The organism is Leyella lascolaii (assembly GCF_900079775.1).
Lineage (GTDB): Bacteria > Bacteroidota > Bacteroidia > Bacteroidales > Bacteroidaceae > Prevotella > Prevotella lascolaii.
The window spans coordinates 629,498-650,244 of sequence record NZ_LT556038.1 but is presented as its reverse complement, the minus strand read 5'-3'; the positions used below and the strand labels follow the sequence as shown (position 1 = coordinate 650,244).

Sequence of the window (20,747 nt, the reverse complement as noted above, 5' to 3'; positions counted from 1 at the left end):
TAGATAATCATTTGTATGAATGATGATAATGGTATGTTATTTTTCATCATAATTAATATAGCAAACATAAATAATAATATATATGATATCAATTATAATACCATGCTATAATGCTGCTGAATATTTGGAGAACATTTTATTAGATGTGTGTGCGCAAACATATACCGATTGGGAACTTATATTAGTTAGTAATGGTGAGAATCAAATATCACAACTTGATATAATAAATAAATATGTTTTAAAAGACAAAAGAATAAGATTAATAAAAACTAAGCAGGCTGGAGTAAGTAATGCAAGAAATTTAGGTATAAATAGTGCAAATGGGCGTTGGTTGTGCTTTGTGGATGCAGATGATAGATTGGAAAAAGAGCATTTACAATATTTTGTAGATGCAATCACTCCAGATAGTGAAATCATAGAAGGTGGATTCACTCAAATAAGTATTAATGGTAATAAAAGTTATAATATTTTAAAAGAACAAAATATAAAATTACAAAATATAGTTGGTACAGAATATTATATACAAATTGCCAATCAGGTAGGGAATGCCCCATGGCATACATTGTTTAATACAAGCTTTCTTAAAAAGAATAATATCTTATTTGATACAAGATTTACAATGAATGAAGATAGGATATTTAAAATGAAAGCTTTTTTATCTGCAAAAAATATACAATTTATACCTAGAACGGGATATGTATATATTGCATCATATGGAAGTGCAATGAGCAGATATCATAAAAATATTGAAGATAGTTGGAATGTTTTTTTGGATCTCAAAGATGAAATTAAACGTAAAAGTAATATAGATGAGATACAAATAAAACATGAACGTATAGAAATCCAGTATTATTTAATTTGGCAGTATATATGGAATATGTTTAAAAAAGGATGCCCTCTATCATTTTTGAAGAAAGTGAGGAGGATAAAATCTTTTTTACAAAATAGAGAGTTTATTGAATCATGTAAAGTTCATGATTGGTCAAGTGATAATTTTTATTATAAATTATTTTATATATGTGTTTTATTAAAATCTCCATTTTTAGTTGGATGTCTTTTTGCTTTTCAACATTATATAAAGAAGATATTAAATATGTTGGTAAGACAGTGATAATTTAAAATTTATAATGTTTCATTTGCTATTATATTGCATAGGCTTAGAAGTATGTTCAATTTCTAAAATAGATATATGAAAAAAATATCACTATTTATTTATATATTTTTATTTATTATCTTTTGTATAGAATTTATACTTCGTTTCGCTTTCGGCTTTTGTGACGCCCTACTTTATCGTGAAAGTGACAAATATGAATATATAGCACAGCCCAATCAGGACAGACATAGATTTGGGGCGCATATATATTATAATTCTTATTCGCAGCGCAACGATGAGCCGGACTCTACTAAGGTGAGGGTGTTGGGACTTGGCGACTCTGTGATATTCGGTGGTACGTGGATGGATCAGGACTTGCTTGCCTCGACATTGTTCTCCGAGGCGACGGGTACGCAGATGCTGAATATCTCAGCCGGAAGCTGGGGACCGGACAATTGTGCTGCTTACCTGAAGGAGAATGGAACTTTTGGTGCCAGCGCAATGATTCTGGTGTGCAGCAGCCATGATGCATTCGACGTGATGACACACGTTCCGGTGGTTGGCGTTGTGCCGACATATCCCGACAGACAGTATAAACTGGCGTGGGCTGAGCTTATCGACAGATATGTTTTATTGAGGATAAAGGTGTGGTTGTGGAGAACAAAAGTGAAGCTTGATCCCGACCAACAGGTGGTTAAGAATATTGAATTCAAGAATACTGTGAGACAGAAGTCTGCTTTGTTTGACAAAGGTTTTGACCAGTTGCTGGAGATTTCACGGGAGAAAAACATTCCGATGGCTATTTATCTTCATGCTGAGCAGGACGAGGTAAAGGCCGGGAGTTATAACGAGATGGGGCAGATGATAATAGAGTGGGCTGAGGCTCATGGGGTGAGACTTGTGGAAGGACTGAAAGCCGGAGAGAAGGAGAATATGTATCATGACAAGATTCATTTTAACGAGGCGGGGCAGAGATTTATGGCAACGCAGTTGGTGAAGATGTATGATGAATATCTTAAGCAGCCGGCAAGGAAACTGTAAAGATAAAAAGAGAATAATCAGGATATGAAAAAGAAACGTGTTGCCATATTGCAGCCGGAGGTACCTCATTATCGGGAGGAGTTTTTCGAATTGCTGGGACAGAAGTGTGAGACGATGGATGTATATGTATACAACTCGTTTGATGAAACCCGTAAGAACGGCTTTAAGATAAATACTGAAAAACTGAGATTTATTCCGAACAGACAGGTAAAGGGCTTTCTGTTTTATGACCCGAGGATGCTGTTTGACAAAAGGTATGATGTAATCGTGCTGATGCTGCACTTTGCACACATCACTACGTGGCTGCTGTTGCTCACGAAGTTTCTGCATCGAAAAAAGATAATATTGTGGGGACAGGGAATCTCAGTGAAACGTTATTTAGAGGAAGAGCACAAACCCGACTGGAAACTACGATGGCAGATGGCATTGGCTGACGGTGTGTGGCTGTATATGCAGAAGGAGTTGGAGCAATGGCGCAAGGTGTTTCCGAATAAAAAGATGGCGGCACTTGACAACACCTTGTCGGGCGTCAGCGATATGTTGGCATATAATGGTGACAAGTTAGCACTGAAGGATAAATATGGCATAAAAGAGAAAACGATACTGATTTTCTGTGCCCGTTTTGAATCCAACTACCGCCGCACGGATTTGTTGGTTGAGGCTATGCGACGGTTAGACAGCAGAGAGTTCGGATTTATAATAATAGGTGCAGGAAAGAACAAACCGGATTTCAGCATGTTTGATAACGTATATGACTTCGGCGCAGTGTATGACACGAATGTGAAGCGTGAACTGTTTGCCATAGCCGACATATATTTCCAGCCAGGATGGGTGGGACTCTCTATTGTTGAGGCTATGGCTTACGGACTGCCTGTTTTCACGTTCAGAAGAAGTGAACATACCAAGCAGTGTGTGGAATACAGTTATATAAGGAATTCTCATAACGGAATGATATTCGAAGATATGGATGAATGCATATCTGTTATAAGCGGTATCGGACAATCTGAGATACGAAGGCTCGGAGAGAATGCGAAAGAACTTGTGAGGACGCATCTCATGCCAGCACAGATGGCGGAGAAGGCTTATTCTGTTGTGGAACAGTTATAACATAAGGTGTAGAATGAAAATAATACATTATATTCCCAGTATAGACAGGGCTTCCGGAGGCACCACGGCTTATATGCAGCTGCTTGCCGACAAGCTTGGAAAACTGGTGGAGCTGCACGTGGTTAGCCATGAGTCGGACAATCCTGTAACGTTGGACAATTGCCGCATTCATTATATCAGTCCGTTCTTCTCCGGGAGGATGAAACGGGAATGGCAGTTGATGATTGCAAAGATAGGTCCGGATGTGGTTCACGTGAACTGCTGTTGGATGCCCGGATGTGCCTTCGCGCAGAAGTGGGCGCAGCAGATGGGCGTGAAGGTAGTGCTCTCGCCTCACGGTATGCTTGAACCATGGATAATGTCTCGTCATTATTGGACGCGCAAGCTGCCGGCACTGTTGCTTTATCAGAAACGTGCTGTGCTCAGGGCTGACAGTATACATGCTACCGCTGACAGCGAGAAAGACAATCTGTTACGCTTGGGCTACAACGACAAGATAGAGGTGATTGCCAACGGCATTGACGTGGACAAAGTCGATATGAAACGCTCGTGGAGACGTAACAGGGAGATTCTGTTTCTTTCGAGAGTCCATGTGAAGAAAGGCATAAACTTTCTTGTTGAGGCGGTTGCTTCTCTTAAGGATGAGCTGGATGGCTATTGTGTTAAAGTCGCCGGTGAGGGTGATGAGAGTTATATAAATGAATTGCGTCAACTTGCCGTCTGTCTCGGAGTTGAGCATATGATTAAGTTTGTCGGTGGAGTATACGGCGACAGTAAATGGGAACTGTTCAGACATGCAGACGTGTTTGTGTTGCCGACTCACAATGAGAATTTCGGCATTGTGGTGGCTGAGTCTCTTGCTTGCGGAACCCCTGTCATCACAACAAAAGGCGCTCCGTGGCAAGAACTTGAGACCGCTGGCTGTGGATGGTGGACAGAGATTGGCGCAGACGCGCTTACGGCTGCATTACGCAATTTTATCGCGCTGACAGACGATGAGCTCGAACGCATGGGACGTAATGGAAGGAAACTTGTCGAGAATAAGTATTCCTCAATGAAGATGGCAGAGGATATGGTGAGGATGTATGATAAGTTGCGGAGATAATCTACATGTTTTTATTCATTCTAAAGTTATGGAAAAAGTTAATTTGGCTTCATTCACAACTGGAAACTTCGATAAAGGAGCAGGGGGCATGAAGCAGGCCTTATGGTTTTTCGTAAGTGCAATGTTTGTACGTGCTTCCTGGAATCCGTTTATGGGGATAAAGATTTTTCTGCTCCGTGCTTTCGGAGCTAAGATAGGGCGGGGGCTTATTATAAAGAATAATGTTACGGTGAAGTTTCCTTGGAAACTTACCTTAGGTGACAACTGTTGGCTTGGCGAGCATTGTTGGATAGATAATCTGGACTATGTGGTAATTGGAAACAATGTGTGTATATCACAAGGAGCTATGCTTCTTACAGGCAATCATGATTATACCGTGACGTCAATGCCTTACCGCAATGCACCGATAAGTGTTGAGGATGGTGCTTGGATTGGCGCTCAGGCAACGGTCTGTCCCGGGGTCACAGTTCATACACAGGCAATATTGACTGTCGGTAGTGTTGCCACGAAGGATTTGTCTGAGAACGGGATTTATCAGGGTAATCCTGCTGTATGTATAAGAAAACGAATTATAAAGGAATAACATTGGTTTTTATCAGGCTATGAGAATTTCTATAATCACTTCATGTTATAACCGCAATGCCACGATACGCGGAGCGATAGAAAGCGTGCTGGCTCAGGATTATGACAATACGGAGTATATTGTTGTGGATGGAGCCTCTACAGACGGCTCGTTGGATGTGATAAACGAATACAGAGGACGCATCGGAAGGATAATAAGCGAACCGGACCATGGCATGTATGAGGCGATAAACAAGGGGATACGTGCGGCGACAGGAGACGTGATAGGGCTTGTCCATTCTGACGACTTTGTTTATGATGAACATGTCGTGTCTGATGTCATGGAGGCGTTTGAACGCACAGGTGCTGATTTCGTATATGCCGATGGAATCTATGTTGATGAGAATGATATAAATAAGGTGGTGCGCAATTGGATTGGCGGCAGATACTCTAAGTGGAAAGTGCGCCACGGTTGGTTGCCGCTGCATCCTACGTGCTACATCCGACGCGATGTGATGATGCGTCTCGGGCTTTATGACGAGAGTTATAAGATTGCGGCAGACACAGACTTGCTGGTGCGCTACCTTTTGGAGAACGATTTGAAAGTACACTACATGAGACGTTATGTCGTCAGGATGCGTATGGGCGGACTGAGCACCGATAACGCCAAGAGGAAAAAAATGTGGGACGAGGACATCAGAGTGTATTCGTCGCATCATTTCAAATGTCCGCAAATTACCAAGGTGGAAAAAATGTTATGGAAGGTTCCGCAGTTCATATCGGCAAAGTGGAAGTGACCGGGATTTTTTTCGAACTGTTGCAGGTGGCGGTAGGCACACGTAGCAGACTCTCTGTCGTGCCTACTGCGGAAGAATGGCAGGCTTTGTATGACATGGCGGCACGTCAGACTCTGATAGGCGTGTGTGCCGATGGCATTGACAGGCTTGATGCGGAGCAGAGACCTCCACGTTCGCTGGCGATGCGCTGGGCAATGACTGTTGTTCGTATTGAACAGATGAGCCGCCGTCAGAATATGCAGGCAATGGGTGTGCAGCGCCGTTTTGCAAAGGCGGGCTTCCGCTCGTGCATATTCAAGGGCGTGGGTGTCGCGGCATATTATCCGCATCCGCTCAGACGGCAGGGTGGTGACATTGATATATGGCTTGAAGGCGGACGCGAAAAAATAATAAAATACATACGCGGCATATCGCCGCTTGAGACTGTGAGCTATCATCATATAGATTTCCGTATGGTGAAGGATCCGCTCATAGAAGTGCATTTCTTTCCGACTTTTCTGCTTAATCCGTGGCGCAACAGAAAGATGATGCAATACTGGAGGCAGGAGACTCCGAGACAGATGGAGCATAATGTTGAACTGCCTGACGGGCAGGGGATGATAACCGCACCGACAGATGACCTTAATGTCATAGCCTTGCTCGGACACATAATGCATCATTTTCTGGAGGAAGGCGTGGGGCTGAGGCAGATTGTCGATTATTATTATCTGTTGACGCGCGGCTGTAGGACGCTTGACCGTGAGGCGGTGACGGGCAGGCTGCGCGACTTTCATATGACAAAGTTTGCCGGTGCGGTTATGTATGTGTTGAAGACCGTGCTGAACATGGATGATAGATTTATGATTGCCGCACCTGACGCGAAAGCCGGAAGGATGTTGTTGGACAATATATTGAAAGGCGGAAACTTCGGAATGTATAATGATGCCCTGAAGGCGATACGTCAGGCAGACAGCCCGTTGGGCAGTTTCTTCCGCCGTGAGCGATACAACATGAGACTGTTGCGCAATTATACGGAGGAATATTTCTCTGAAATAACATACCGGATTTTTTTCTTTTTCTATCGTAAGTATTGGAACGGATGGCGGTTGCGGCACACCAAAGCGTGAGACCGCAGAAAGAAAAATATATACGAATATCCGCTTTCCGCTCATACTTGCAAATATGCGACTAAAAAACGTTATCAATCGTCCGGTTATCGGCATGTGCCATCCGGTGACTTGGAACGGGCTGTTTTGAACGGTGAAACAGCCTGTATTGTGAGCTGGAACGGGCTTTTTCGGACGCTCGAAAAGCACGTTTGACAACGCGCTGGAAATCAGACGGTTGGACAACTCTGCATTAGTGGTCACGATTAACATAAAAATGTTAACGCAAAAAGGTGTCTGCCAACGGTTGTCGGGCGTAAGGGACATTTGCGGATATTTATAAAAATATATTTGTGAGAAAAGCTGATTTGAACTCCATCGCGCCTCAGTCCACCTCCCATGGCTGTGGCATGAAGCGGGTGTTGGTGAGTAACGGGGACGTGTCGTCGCCGGTCACTCAGATTGCGGTTACATCGTTAGTAAAGGGAGAGAGGGCTGAGAGGCACAGCCATCCTACGATGGACGAGTTTTTTCTTGTAAGGCGTGGAAGCATACGCATCACTGTGGGGGAGGATACAGAGGTGTTCGGTGCCGACGGATTTGTGAGCGTGCCTGCCGGTACCGCACATGAGATGGAGGCTGTGACCGACTGTGAGATTCTCACCATAGGATGCGCGGTGGTATAGATAAAGGCATGCGTCGTAATGATAAGAACAGACAAACCATGCCAGTAGCACTGACAAGAGGAAACAAACAGACGTCATATATTATAGATAGATTGGAATTATAAACAATAAAACTTATAAACTTATTTTTATGGAAAGAAAAGTAGCGTTGATAACAGGTATCACAGGGCAGGACGGCTCGTTCCTCGCTGAGTTCTTGCTGGACAAGGGATATGATGTGCACGGCACCATCCGCCGCTCGTCTGTGGATTTTCGTGAGCGTATAGCCCATCTTGAGGGACGTCCGCACTTCCATCTGCACTATGCCGACCTGAGCGATTCGATGAGCATGATTCAGGTTGTAGGCAGAGTGAGACCTACTGAGATATACAACCTTGCCGCGCAGAGCCATGTGCAGGTGAGCTTCGACTCGCCTGAGTTCACGGCTGACGTCGACGCCACGGGCGTGCTCCGTGTGCTTGAGGCTGTGCGCCAGTGTGGGCTTGCAGACAGTTGCCGCATCTATCAGGCGTCCACATCCGAACTTTACGGCAAGGTGGAGGAGGTTCCGCAGAACGAGAACACTCCGTTCCATCCTTACAGTCCGTATGCCGTTGCAAAGCTGTACGGTTTCTGGATTGTGAAGGAGTATCGCGAGGCTTACAACATGTACTGCTGCTCCGGCATACTGTTCAACCACGAGAGTGAGCGTCGCGGAGAGACATTCGTCACACGAAAGATCACACTTGCCGCAGCGCGCATCGCGCAGGGCAAGCAGGACAAGCTGTATCTTGGAAACCTCTCTTCGTTGCGCGACTGGGGTTATGCCAAGGATTATGTGGAGTGTATGTGGCTCATACTGCAGCAGGATAAGCCGGAGGATTTTGTCATCGCCACCGGTGTGCAGCACTCCGTACGCGAGTTCTGTTATCTCGCGTTCAAACATGTTGGCATAGAGCTCGAGTTTGTAGGCGAGGGTGAGGACGAGAAAGGCATCGACAAGGCTACCGGACGTGTGCTCGTGGAGGTGTCGAAAGACTTCTACCGTCCTACTGATGTCGTCAATCTGTGGGGCGACCCGTCCAAGGCAAAGAAGGAACTGGGCTGGAACCCGTCGAAGACCACCTTCGAGCAGCTTGTAAAGATTATGGTGGATGCCGACATGGCAAAGGTGGCTGTGGAGCGTGCCGGCGAACAGGTGAAGACAAACCTTGCCGAGTATCTGGAGAAAGGTATTGTGAAATAAGTGGATGTTCTAAATTAATTGCCGTCATATTGTGTGACATTGTGCGCACAGGATGACGGCAAAGATATAGATAACATCTGATTAATTTCATAATATCGATTGATATTGAACAGCTACTTGACGTTTTTACAATTATATAATAAGATGTTGGATAAAAACAGTAAGATTTATGTAGCCGGACATCATGGTCTGGTGGGCTCTGCCATATGGAACAATCTCATGGGCAGAGGGTATACCAATCTTGTAGGAAAATCGCATAAGGAGCTCGACCTGCTCGACCCGCTCGCAGTAAAACGTTTCTTCGACGAGGAACAGCCCGACGCCGTTGTGCTGGCGGCTGCCCATGTAGGCGGCATAATGGCAAATCTTAACTATCGCGCAGACTTCATCTATCAGAACCTGCAGATACAGCAGAATGTCATAGGCGAGAGCTACCGTCACGGGGTGAAGAAGCTGCTCTTCCTCGGCAGCACATGCATCTATCCGCGCATGGCTCCGCAGCCGATGAAGGAGGAGGCGTTGCTCACCTCCGAACTGGAATACACCAACGAGCCTTACGCCATAGCAAAGATTGCCGGTCTGAAGATGTGTGAGAGTTTCTCGCTGCAGTATGGCTGCAATTACATAGCAGTGATGCCGACCAACCTATATGGTCCTAACGACAACTTCCATCTGGAGAACAGTCATGTGCTCCCTGCCATGATCCGCAAGGTGTATCTTGCAAAATGCCTCAACGAAGACAACTGGGATGCTGTGCGTAAGGACATCAGCCTGCGTCCGGTAGAGGGTGTGGATGGCAGCCGTTCAGATGATGAGATTCTTGCCACGCTTGCCAAATACGGCATAACGCCTGAGGCTGTGACTCTTTGGGGCACCGGCAGTCCGATGCGTGAGTTCCTTTGGAGTGAGGAGATGGCGGACGCCAGTGTGCACGTGCTTCTGAATGTTGACTTCAAGGATACATACAAGCCCGGTGACAAGGAGATACGCAACTGCCACATCAATGTGGGAACAGGTAAGGAACTGTCCATACGTGAGGTGGCAGAGAAGGTCGTGGCGGAAATCGGCTTCCATGGCGAACTGCGTTGGGATGCTTCCAAACCTGACGGCACTCCGCGCAAGCTGACTGATGTCACCAAGCTCCACAACCTCGGATGGCATCATAAGGTGGAGATAGACGAAGGCATCCACAGGCTCTACGAGTGGTATCAGAAAGGCATCTGCATCAATCATAAGAATTCCTGATATTTTCGTCTCACGACAATATCGTTATGTCTCCGCATCCCGCGCGCATCTGCCGTCCGGGATGCGGATTTTTTTTATTCTATAAGCCAGATGAACAAGACGAATAATGCTCCAGGCTTGCCATGGCGAGAAGGTGCACAAAAGCGAATCCTTACCTTTACTTCTCCTTATCACAGAACACCATTAACAGGTCTGTGGAATAAAACATTTTTTCGGGAAGCTCATCCTTGCTGCCTTCATATTTATAGAATTGTGTATAAATCTCCGGGCTTACATAATCAAGTGTGTTGTACGTAAAGCCGTCGGAGACAAAAGGATGGTCTGTGGCATGTTCTTTTCCGTATTGTGCCATCAGTTCTCTCAGGCTTCTGACGAGCTTGCTTTTAAGGCATACTTTTGAGAATACGGAATGGATGCCTGTCCCTTTTTTGCCCGTTTTCCTATCATACTGCCGACAAATGTCCACGCTCCCGTCCCCGAAATCCAACGTGTTTATCTTCACTATAAGTTCCTTGTATATGCCATACCTCTTTGAGATGTCGTCCATGACACACTTCAGTCCGCTCATCATGTCCTCTAAGGACATGTAGCAGCCGAGGGTCTCAAGATTCTCGTCCTTGCAGTCTATTCGTATAGAATGAGCCAGACCGTCCTCGTCGGCTGTATATACCTCAACCGTATTGCCTGTCTTTTTCCCATATTTATAAAAGGAATAGTCTGTCATTTTGTTAAATACATCCTTATGAATACGGTCATAATACGTTGAGTCAATCTTCACCGATATTGCCTGCACATTGTCGTCCGATGTACGGGCATACGTCTCTGCAACAACGAGGAGGTAGAGTAATATCATTAAAAATCTTACTTGTCGCATATCTTTTGTTATTCTAATTGTCATGATGCCGGTATATAAACGTTGGATTGCATCCTTCTTTTTCTCTCCAAGGCAAGCCTGAAGCAGTCTTCGTCTTGTCCATATGGCTTATCGAAAACGTTCATTAAAGCCGGAACCTATTTCCTTTCTACAAATTCTATTATATAGTCCCATGAATAAATCATCTTCTCGGGAAGCGTCTCCTTATCACCCTTATATCCGTAAGACCTGACATAAGCGTCAGGACTCAAATAATTCCATCGCGCAAAATCGGAATGCCCGCAATCCTCGAACTCCATCCCATACTCTTTCATCATATCCTTTATGCTCCTGAATATCCCGCTCTCGAGAAAGACTCTTTTGAATAAAGAAAAATCATGTCTTATCTTATGACGCTTCTTGTCATATATACGGCAGAGCTCAACACTTTCCTCTCCGAAGTCAAGTGTATTTACCCATATCTGGAATCTTTTCCTTATGCCGTACCGCTTGTTGGCATCTGCCACAACATATCTCAGCCCGCGCATTACATCATCAAACGTCATATATCCGGTGAAATCACTGTCTGACACATCGAACCGTACCTCATCTGCACTTGAGCCGTCATTTCCCAAGACATTGTTTGTCAGCCATGTCTTTTCTCCATTCTTATAGTAGTGATAATATATGTTGTACATGTAAGCGTACACAGTATCGCTTCTTGATATTTGTTCTTCCTCCTCTTTCATTTTTATGCGAGGATAGATGATGGAGTCAATCCTCACTGTTACAACATCCTCACTGTCATCAGGCGTCTGGGCATCCGTCTCTGCAATAAAGCAGAGACAGAACAGCACTGTTGTTAATAATCTTAATTGTCGCATATATTTGTATGGTTTGACGTGAGTCTGATGAAATATATCAGTATGTGAACTTTGTTGTTGACTGAATTTATTGTGTCATTATCGTTCGCTTGCGCGCACCTTTTCTCGCCATGACATAGTTCAAGCGAGCTTGACTCTGTTCATCTGGCTTATCGAAAACGTTCTTAATCATAAAGAATTACAGACGATAATCGTCGTGTTCACTTATTACAAAGGTACGGAATTATTTTGTATGGCGTATGACATCTTCCGGTTTTTTAGGCGGTGATGGGAAAATGTACGTTCAAGTCTCTCACTCAGATAGAGTTTTCAAGGCATTGTCCGGTTCACAACTTCATCGTCATTTCTTAGGTGGTTTGACTGTTTACCGTTTGTTTCCAAAGAAACACATATACAGATACAAAGGATTAGGAAAACACAATAAGCATTGTTCTTATTTCATCGAACTCACGTTAATTTAGAACATGCTACTTAGTGTCATTGTCAAGATATGCTTGACGACGGAATGACAAAATAAAGTGATAATATTGAAAAATACTACTTTATACGTAGAGACATGCGGTATAATGACATAATAATATTTATAAAATTGTTTGTGACACATAAAAAAAACGTTGCATTTATAGCTTTTTTAAACTCTATATATTTAAAGTAATATATTGACAATCATTATCATATCTTTTCTGGTATGCATCGCAATATGCAACGCTTATTTTAGAGACTATTGTATAGTATGTAAAAAAAAAAGTATCTTTGCATCGATAATACAACTTAAACAAACATAAAGCAAGGCGGTAAAACGCTGTTTTCCAGACTTGATACTGCCGAGCCGCCACATATCTTATACAAGATAAATACACGCAATCATATAAAGCGGATCAACCTCATTTATATGGGGCGTTTCAATGTATGATAGTCCATATACGAAAATATATAAGGTTATATAAATGATGCAGATAGCGACATACAGTATGAAAAACATACTCATGAGACTTGCCAATACAATCGTTGCCAATCTTGACAATACCGTAGATGACAGCCTCATTGATGGCAAGACAGGAGTAGCTTTGTTCTTGTATGAATACGGCTCATATTCCGGTTGTTCTGTATATTCGGACATTGCTTCGGAGTTAATGTCGGACGTTATGAAAAACATAAAGTTGTATCGTTCGCCTGAGACAATGGATATGCTTGGAAGTATTTCGCTGGGTACTGCCATGCTTTCTGAATACAGACATTCAGACCCTTCTGAAATGGGAATGTCAGACAATACTGTATTAAGGTTTCCTGAGGCATTTGCAAGAAATTGTAGGCAGGGAGGTCTACGGCTTTATCAGCCGGGTATGTATCTTTATCACAGGATGAATTGCGAAGAATTCAAGCCTGAAGCATCATTATACAGTATGTTGATAACCGGAACATCGGCGTTACTTGACAAGATGATGAAGGGACAGGACAAAAGACTCGATACAGGCGTCACCCTTTCTATAATTTATACATTCAGCATGATGCGTTCAGATTTGTCTGATTATGATAGAGATATTGAGAATATTATAAATAAATGTTTTGATATATTGTCGGGCAACTTCGGAAAAAGACATTATCTCGAAAAAGACATTGTCATACTGCGGCATATAGCAAACTTGTTTCAGGAAAATTTATGCTACAGCAAGGATTTGCTTTCCAAACCAGACATACAGCCAGTCATATTCAATATGGAGATGGCGTATAAAGACAGTTGGGAAATGTTTCTTTATGGTATGGATGTTTTCGATTATATTGACAATGATGTCATAGATGTCTTCATAAAAAACGTGTGTTTCGACATGTTCTATGATATTGACAATGCCAACAGTCGTCTGGCGGGATTGGGATTGTGTCTGCTGCGTAATGGTAAAAACTAATAGAATATGTAATTCACTAAATAAAAAATTGATTTTATGAGAAACAAAAAGTTTTCATTGGCAGAACTGGCGGAAGCGATGACCGTCGTAAGCCTTGAGGAACAGAAACTCTATTATGGCGGCTATGATGACAAAGACTGCGTATGGAGATGTCTGGCGTATATAAACAGTAATGGGCAAGACTATGGTGCGGAGGCGGCAATGAAGCTGGCACAAGCTTATTATGGAACTTCCTTTGATGAAAACAACTATGAGTTTAAGGGCAGTATGGCAGAACTGAGTAATTTTACGAAAGATTTTTTTTCTGACAATTCAGGTTCTACAACTAGAGTCCTTGTATTTGACCCTAATGATGTACCAGGATGGACTGGCGATGGATATTCTATGCATGCAGTTATCATAGAAAAATTCACTCTAGATTATTTTGAGGTTTTTGATCCTCAAACAGGAGCACATTCTAAAATCAAAAGAAGTTATCTTGAAGGTGATGGTGGCTCTGGCCGTGGTTATATTCTGAAAGTAAATAATAGAAAACACAGTGCTTATGGCTATTAAATTAAAAGGTTTTGTATTCGCGGCTTTGACGTTTCTTGCCGCGATTCCGGCATTCGCACAGGAGGAAAGTGCGTTTGACGATCTGATGGAAAAGTATGGTATGACATTCACTCCTAACGACAGATTCGACATCAGACAGAAAGGTAAATATCATAAGATATTCGAGGCGGACACAAGCCGTGCCCTGCCAAGGGTGATGCTGTCTATGGACAGCAAAGACCGTAAGTGTAGGGTATGCATGTATGTCAGTCCGATGATACCTATGATGTATGACGAGAAAGGAGAAAAGATGACAGATGACGACAGAACCGTAAAGATGAAAATGCCTACAGAAGAGAATCTGTGGGAACTGAAGACCGTGCTGAGGGGCGGATATGTAGCGTCAACCTCTGTGGAAAAAGAATGGGAGTCGGACAACCTTGTTAGCATGATGACGTTCCTCCCTTCGTCAAAGGCACGAAGCATGTTCAACTCAGACTTCCTTGCATGGATACCGCTCGACTTGCGGGAAAAGGTATATGAAGGCAAATATACCAACGCCCGTTGTGTGATGACCGGCAGACACGGTGACGACATATAGCTCTTATTCTTCATGACAGACGATGGCGCGGAACGCTTCAACAAGTATCTTGACGATGTAAAGGGCATGTTCCGCTTTAAGTGACTTTAGAAAAACATTATAAGAAAATATGTTTTTTGAAGACCAAAATAATCAAAGAGATTCATACTATGGATGATATAAAGACTTACCGAAGGTTGTGAGGTTCATCTAACCGGACGTCAAAATATATTAATGACAATGAGGAAACATCATGCAAGCACGGCTTTCTGTCATAAGCCCACTACTGCCAGACAAGGTGGAGACGCAAAATATTGCGTCTCTATGGGATTGCGACATCTCAATGAATATCTGGCTTCGCGGTGATATATGCCTATAAACGAAAACATGAAGGATGTGTAATAACAACAAACCTAAAGACTATTCGTAAAAATAATTATTTTATGACTAAGCAAAGATATATGTTGTTTGCTCTGGTGTTGTCAGGATGTTGTTTCTGCCAATGTCTTTGCGCTATATCCATAGAGGACGCCGTCAACATTTACGCCTTGCGTTCGCCGAGGGCAAAAGTGTTGCGCCTGAACTATGAGAACAGCTACCTTGACTTCGAGAACTACAGGAAGAGTTTCCTGCCGATGCTCAGCTTCAGCCTCAACCCCATCAGTTTCAACAACTCCCTGCGTCTGCTGCAGGATCCTGTGACCGGTTCTTACTCATATGTGAAGGACAACGCCAACACAAGCTCCGGAGAAATGTCTGTGATACAGAAGATTGGAATCACTGGAGGTACGCTTATGGCAAGCAGCAGCATAAGTTTTCTGCGTGAGTTCTCTGGCAACCGCAACAGCTACAACACATCACCTCTATACCTCAGCTACAGCCAGCCTTTACGAGGAAACGTGAAGAGATACCGTCTTAACAGGTCTATAATGCATCTTCAGAATGCTTTGGCACGTAAGGTTCTGTGCACATCGCTTTCTGAGGAACAACAGAAGGTCGTGACGCTCTATATGACTGCGTGGTACGGACAATTACGATATGAGACCGCACTTAGTAATGTAGGCAAAGGAGATACCCTCCTCACGATGGCGCGACTGAAACTCGACAACGGTTACATAACGCCATATGACTACAATCAGATAGAACTACAGCAGCTCGACACGAGGATGATGCTTGAGAGTGCCGCACAGGAACGTCTTGTGGCTCTGCGCAGCCTGTGCACAGAACTGGGCGTTGACAGCATCTGTGTTGAACGTCCTCATGCTGCTTCATTGCCTTTATACATTGAACCGCTCAGCGTGACAACACTGATAAGGAAAAACAATCCGCAGGCTCTGAACGGTGAGCTTAGAAAAAGACAGGCAGAGTTGGAACGTTACGAGAAAAGGATGGAGACACGGTTCAACGGAAACATATCTTTGAGCTATGGTCTCAACCAGTATGCGCCTACATTTTCAGGCGCCTACCGAAACCCTGAGCGCAGACAGACCGTAGGCATCACTCTTACCATTCCTGCATTTCAATGGGGCATAAACCACAACAAAAGGCGTATGGCGGATAACAGTTATAATGCGGAGATGATTGAGTTAGAACAGGCAGAAGCGGAATTTGAAAACGAAATAAAGACACTTGCCGATGACTACAACCACGCCAGAAAAACTCTCGACACAGCAGAAAGGGTTTATATGCTATCGCAAAAGCAATATGGGCTCTCGGTGGAGAAGTTCGGGCTTGGCAGAATATCCGTATATGAACTGTTCAACGCATACAGTGCACAGATGTCTGCCATGCAGAAATACTACGACTCGATGAACACTCTTTATACGCAATATTTCAGCCTCCGGCATGCTACGCTTTATGATTTCGTTGGTGACAGGGATTTAGAGGCAGTGCTTGTGTAACGGATGAGGGCAGCATGTTTCTTATATATCAGAAAAATATCGTATGGAGAAAGAAGAAATAGAAAAACGGTCGGAAGAGGTACATGATATAGTGGAACGTATGCCCACGCGATGGGCTGCATGGACAGCTCTTGTGGTGACAGTGCTGATGGGTGTGGTGTTGGCTCTCGGTTTTGTGATAGAATATCCCGATACCGTGAGCGGTCAGATATCGCTCACCTCCGGAAACGCTCCTGTGAGACTCGTAGCGGGCAGTTCAGGAAGACTTCATCTTCTGGTGCGCAACCGTATGCCTGTGGACGGAGGCACGGTTCTGGCATATATAGAGAACGGTGCAATACTTGAAGATGTAATTAAACTTGAGAGATTCACAGAAAAGAGACTTCAACACATCAACAGTTCGCAGGTGCCCGATTGTCCGGGACTTGGGGACCTTAGCGCGTCATACAACAATTTTCTTCTTGCACTAAAACAATATGAGCTTGTGCTGAACACATCAAACTATGACAATATGCGTAGCTCGCTTAAAAAACAGATAGATGCTGACAGTAAAGTAGCTGTGAATCTTGATGTGGAACTTGACTTAAAGGGACGGATAATAGAAATAGTAAGGAAGAGAACTTCCAAAGACAGTCTGTTGAAGAGTCGCAACGCCATAAGCGAGATGGAGTATGATAGCCAATATGGCAATCTCCTGTCGCAGCTTGAGGCGGAGTGCGGACTGAGGAGCACGCGCCTTGCCAAGCTGTCTGACATAAGCCGGAACAGAACTGAACTTGCCAAGATAGACATACAGCAGGCTGACGATTTGCAGCAGGCTCATGCCGAACTTCTCACACGTTACAACAACCTGAGAAGTGACATAAGACAATGGAAAGAAAAATATCTCCTTGCGTCTCCAATCACCGGACGCGTGGAATACCTTGGATTCTGGCATGAGAACACATTTGTGCAGTCCGGACAGGAGGCGTTCTCTGTTATTCCTGATAAAAACGATGTCATGGGTGAGGCGTATGTTCCGGCGGGAGGAGCCGGGAAGATTGAGACTGGACAGGAAGCCAATATAAAGCTTAACGATTTCCCATATAACGAGTACGGCTACATCAAAGGAAGGGTTGAGAGCGTTTCGGCGATAACCAACAAGATGTCGTCCAAGGATGGCAACGTGGAGACTTATCTCGTAACAATAAGGTTTCCCGACGGAACAGTTACGAACTACGGGAAAAGACTCGACATCAAGTTCGAGGCTAAAGGTATTGTCGATGTGATAACAAAAAAGAAAAGACTCATAGAAAGATTATTTGATAACCTTAAATCCAAAACGGTGAAGTGATGGCGTTCAGAAGGTTTCCTATAGAATATCAGATGGATTCGCAGGACTGCGGACCGGCATGCCTTAAAATGGTTGCCAAGTATTTCGGCAGATACTACTCCCTGCAATATCTGCGCGACAGGTGCGGGCTGACAAAAGAGGGTGTTTCGCTGCTTGACCTCGGAACAGGTGCGGAGAGCATAGGACTGCACAGTCTCGCCATAAAGTGCGGAGTGGACGATTTGGTGGAAAAAGTTCCCTTCCCAGCCATAATATTCTGGCACGGCAACCATTTTGTTGTGGTATATAAGGCTGACAAAAGACATGTGTGGGTGTCAGATCCCACAAAAGGTCATGTGCGTTACAATGTGCGAGAGTTTGCCGACGGATGGTATGAGAAGGACGGTGGCATGGGTGTGCTGCTTGCCGTTGAGCCTACAGCAGACTTCAATACGTCCAGGGAAGAGCGCGAACAGCAGAAAAACAGTTTCGTAAGTATCATGCGCTATTTTGTTCCTTACAGAAACAACTTCGCGCTGGTATTCATGATCATGCTTTTTGTCACCCTGCTGCAGGGTATTCTGCCCTTTATTTCCAAGGCGGTAATTGATGTGGGAATAAGTACGTCAGACGTCAATTTCATCAACATGGTGCTTGTCGGGAATATCTGCATTCTTGTGAGCATCATGATTTTCAATGTTCTCAGAGACTGGATTCTCATGCATATAACTGCCCGCGTTAACATTGCTCTCATTTCAGATTATCTCATAAAACTCATGAAACTGCCGGTGACGTTTTTCGAGAACAAGCTGATTGGAGACATCCTACAGCGTGCACAGGATCACGAGCGCATCAGGAGTTTCATAATGAACAACTCTCTCGCCCTTGTATTCTCGTCGCTTACATTTGTTGTGTTCTCCATAATACTTCTTGTGTACAACTATGTCATATTCTTCATATTCCTCAGTGGCTCTGTGTTATATGTGGCTTGGGTACTGCTCTTCCTTAAGATAAGAAAAAAGCTCGACTGGCAGTATTTCGAGCTTATATCCCGTAACCAGAGCTATTGGGTGGAGACGGTATCGGCAATACAGGATATAAAGATATATAATTATGAGCGTTCGCGGCGGTGGAAATGGGAAGAGATCCAGGCGGGGCTTTATCATGTAAACAAACGGGTGCTTACTGTGAACAACATGCAGAATCTTGGAGCACAGTTTATAGACAGCATAAAGAACATGGCGATAGTGTTTTTCTGCGCCACAGCCGTTATAGACGGACAGATAACTTTCGGAGTGATGATATCCACCCAGTTTATCATAGGAATGCTGAACGGACCGTTGGTACAGTTCATCAACTTCGTGGTTTCGGCGCAGTACGCCAAAATATCTTTCCTCCGCATGAACGAGATTCGTCAGCTCGACGATGAGGAAGAGTTTCTTTCTGTGGGGTCGTCAACTGTACTGCCGCAAAGCCGGGACATTACACTGGAGAATGTCATGTTCCAGTACACGATGAACTCTCCTTTTGTGCTCAACCACATCTATCTTACAATTCCCGAAAACAAGGTGACCGCCATCGTTGGAGGCAGTGGTAGCGGCAAATCAACTCTGCTTAAGCTGCTTGTAAGACTATACAAGCCATCGTTCGGTGACATAAAGATGGGTGGCATGAACGTAATGGCAATAAACCTGAGACAGTGGAGAAACCTTTGTGGAGTTGTGATGCAGGACGGGAAAATATTCAGCGATACTATACTGAACAACATCGTGCTTGATGATGAACGTATTGACAAAGAACGCTTGCTCACATGCTGTCGCACAGCGCAGATAGAGGATGAGATAAATTCCATGCCAAAAGGTTTTGATACACTGATAGGAGAGCGCGGACGCGGACTGAGCGGAGGACAGAAACAGCGTCTGCTCATAGCTCGTGCCCTCTATCGAAATCCACAGTTTCTTTTTCTCGACGAGGCTACAAACTCTCTTGACACCATTAACGAGAGAAAAATCGTTGATGCTTTGGGCTCGGCTTTCGAGAATCGCACTGTAGTTGTCATAGCCCACAGGCTGAGCACCATAAGAAATGCTGACCAGATTGTCGTGATGGATCACGGTCACATCGTGGAAGTAGGCAATCACGATTCGCTCATGGAACGTAAGGGACATTATTATGAGCTTGTTGCGTCGCAGTCAGACAAGATGGATGACTGAACTATTAAGTAGCTGTTCAAATTTAACTGATATTATAAAATAAACATATGTTATCTGTATCTTCTGAACATCACACAATATGATGGTAATTAATTTGGAACATCTGTTTAACCCCCAATCGGTCATTGGACTCCGGTTTGGTTGTGCGTTAATGTCGAGTGGACTGGAGAGTATGTGAAATAAGGATTTATTCAAATATATACGTTCTAATGACCGATTGTGGTTAAAGCTTTTATCTGATAAGTAAACTTAACATGTCATGACAAAAATAGAAAATGCGATAATAGACGGATTCCGTGTCTATGTGAATATTGCTCAAGGTAGAATAGACCGAATGAGCGAGCTCAATGAAGGACAACGTTCTGCATTGTTTGCGTTTTTTGAACATATGACAGGAATACGTCATGTATATGACATCAGGAGGTCGAGTTCGGAGATGTTTCTCATTCTTAGCAGTATGTGATTCTGTACGAAGAGAATCTCCGACTTCATGGGAGTAGGTGAGTCTTCTGTACGCTCCATAAAATCAAGAATTGCCGGAAACAGGACTGTAGTGGAAATGATACGTGAGTTTCTTGACATAACAAGTGTGTTATATTCTTGATGATACAGTAGCATAAA

The 20,747-nt window shown here is 43.9% G+C and carries 19 protein-coding genes; 16 read left to right on the top strand and 3 right to left on the bottom strand.

Features of this window, described 5'->3' with window-relative positions:
* Positions 1–82: 82 nt before the first annotated feature.
* The 10 genes from BN4609_RS08505 to BN4609_RS08460 all read left to right on the top strand — a co-directional run bounded on the left by BN4609_RS08505 (position 83) and on the right by BN4609_RS08460 (position 9,945).
* On the top strand, positions 83–1,111 hold the full coding sequence (locus BN4609_RS08505; protein WP_068856218.1) for a glycosyltransferase family 2 protein: 1,029 nt from the start codon (positions 83–85) through the stop codon (positions 1,109–1,111).
* A 78-nt stretch (positions 1,112–1,189) separates the two neighbouring features.
* Positions 1,190–2,134 carry an SGNH/GDSL hydrolase family protein gene (locus tag BN4609_RS08500; protein ID WP_068856216.1) on the top strand — a complete coding sequence of 315 codons (945 nt, stop codon included), beginning with the start codon at positions 1,190–1,192 and terminating at the stop codon, positions 2,132–2,134.
* Positions 2,135–2,158: 24 nt separating this feature from the next.
* Positions 2,159–3,241, top strand: coding sequence for a glycosyltransferase family 4 protein (locus BN4609_RS08495; protein WP_068856214.1), 1,083 nt, complete (start codon positions 2,159–2,161; stop codon positions 3,239–3,241).
* Positions 3,242–3,254: 13 nt separating this feature from the next.
* Positions 3,255–4,346: a glycosyltransferase gene (locus tag BN4609_RS08490; RefSeq protein WP_068856212.1), complete on the top strand. Its 1,092-nt coding sequence runs from the start codon at positions 3,255–3,257 to the stop codon at positions 4,344–4,346.
* A gap of 28 nt (positions 4,347–4,374) precedes the next feature.
* Positions 4,375–4,929 (top strand): WcaF family extracellular polysaccharide biosynthesis acetyltransferase, encoded by a 555-nt coding sequence (locus BN4609_RS08485; RefSeq protein ID WP_068856377.1) that lies wholly within the window; start codon positions 4,375–4,377, stop codon positions 4,927–4,929.
* A 19-nt stretch (positions 4,930–4,948) separates the two neighbouring features.
* Entirely contained in the window at positions 4,949–5,704 is a 756-nt protein-coding gene (locus BN4609_RS08480) for a glycosyltransferase family 2 protein (RefSeq protein WP_068856210.1), read from the top strand.
* Positions 5,665–6,810 carry a nucleotidyltransferase domain-containing protein gene (locus BN4609_RS08475; protein ID WP_068856208.1) on the top strand — a complete coding sequence of 382 codons (1,146 nt, stop codon included), beginning with the start codon at positions 5,665–5,667 and terminating at the stop codon, positions 6,808–6,810. The genes BN4609_RS08480 and BN4609_RS08475 overlap by 40 nt, the downstream gene beginning before the upstream one ends.
* A gap of 332 nt (positions 6,811–7,142) precedes the next feature.
* Positions 7,143–7,475, top strand: coding sequence for a cupin domain-containing protein (locus tag BN4609_RS08470; RefSeq protein ID WP_164071619.1), 333 nt, complete (start codon positions 7,143–7,145; stop codon positions 7,473–7,475).
* 130 nt (positions 7,476–7,605) lie between these two features.
* The gene (gene gmd / locus BN4609_RS08465) at positions 7,606–8,700 is read left to right on the top strand and encodes a GDP-mannose 4,6-dehydratase (protein ID WP_068856204.1); all 1,095 of its coding nucleotides are present in this window, start codon (positions 7,606–7,608) and stop codon (positions 8,698–8,700) included.
* A 144-nt stretch (positions 8,701–8,844) separates the two neighbouring features.
* Entirely contained in the window at positions 8,845–9,945 is a 1,101-nt protein-coding gene (locus tag BN4609_RS08460; protein ID WP_068856202.1) for a GDP-L-fucose synthase family protein, read from the top strand.
* Positions 9,946–10,102: 157 nt separating this feature from the next.
* On the opposite strand, the gene BN4609_RS08455 is transcribed toward BN4609_RS08460, so the two are convergent.
* Complete coding sequence (locus tag BN4609_RS08455; RefSeq protein ID WP_068856200.1) at positions 10,103–10,798, bottom strand: hypothetical protein; 696 nt, start codon at positions 10,796–10,798, stop codon at positions 10,103–10,105.
* 158 nt (positions 10,799–10,956) lie between these two features.
* Positions 10,957–11,682 (bottom strand): hypothetical protein, encoded by a 726-nt coding sequence (locus tag BN4609_RS08450; RefSeq protein ID WP_164071618.1) that lies wholly within the window; start codon positions 11,680–11,682, stop codon positions 10,957–10,959.
* 971 nt (positions 11,683–12,653) lie between these two features.
* Between BN4609_RS08450 and BN4609_RS08445 the strand changes: the two genes are divergently transcribed.
* The 6 genes from BN4609_RS08445 to BN4609_RS08420 all read left to right on the top strand — a co-directional run bounded on the left by BN4609_RS08445 (position 12,654) and on the right by BN4609_RS08420 (position 20,126).
* The gene (locus tag BN4609_RS08445) at positions 12,654–13,586 is read left to right on the top strand and encodes a hypothetical protein (protein WP_164071617.1); all 933 of its coding nucleotides are present in this window, start codon (positions 12,654–12,656) and stop codon (positions 13,584–13,586) included.
* Between the two features lie 36 nt (positions 13,587–13,622).
* The gene (locus BN4609_RS08440; RefSeq protein WP_068856194.1) at positions 13,623–14,141 is read left to right on the top strand and encodes a hypothetical protein; all 519 of its coding nucleotides are present in this window, start codon (positions 13,623–13,625) and stop codon (positions 14,139–14,141) included.
* The gene (locus tag BN4609_RS08435) at positions 14,131–14,721 is read left to right on the top strand and encodes a hypothetical protein (RefSeq protein ID WP_068856192.1); all 591 of its coding nucleotides are present in this window, start codon (positions 14,131–14,133) and stop codon (positions 14,719–14,721) included. The genes BN4609_RS08440 and BN4609_RS08435 overlap by 11 nt, the downstream gene beginning before the upstream one ends.
* Before the next feature lie 422 nt (positions 14,722–15,143).
* Complete coding sequence (locus BN4609_RS08430; RefSeq protein WP_084791434.1) at positions 15,144–16,601, top strand: TolC family protein; 1,458 nt, start codon at positions 15,144–15,146, stop codon at positions 16,599–16,601.
* Between the two features lie 43 nt (positions 16,602–16,644).
* Positions 16,645–17,934 carry an HlyD family secretion protein gene (locus BN4609_RS08425; protein WP_241033230.1) on the top strand — a complete coding sequence of 430 codons (1,290 nt, stop codon included), beginning with the start codon at positions 16,645–16,647 and terminating at the stop codon, positions 17,932–17,934.
* Positions 17,934–20,126 (top strand): peptidase domain-containing ABC transporter, encoded by a 2,193-nt coding sequence (locus tag BN4609_RS08420; protein ID WP_068856185.1) that lies wholly within the window; start codon positions 17,934–17,936, stop codon positions 20,124–20,126. The genes BN4609_RS08425 and BN4609_RS08420 overlap by 1 nt, the downstream gene beginning before the upstream one ends.
* Before the next feature lie 402 nt (positions 20,127–20,528).
* On the opposite strand, the gene BN4609_RS16520 is transcribed toward BN4609_RS08420, so the two are convergent.
* A complete protein-coding gene (locus BN4609_RS16520; RefSeq protein ID WP_164071616.1) occupies positions 20,529–20,708 on the bottom strand; it encodes a hypothetical protein in 180 nt (59 codons plus the stop codon).
* Positions 20,709–20,747 lie beyond the last annotated feature (39 nt).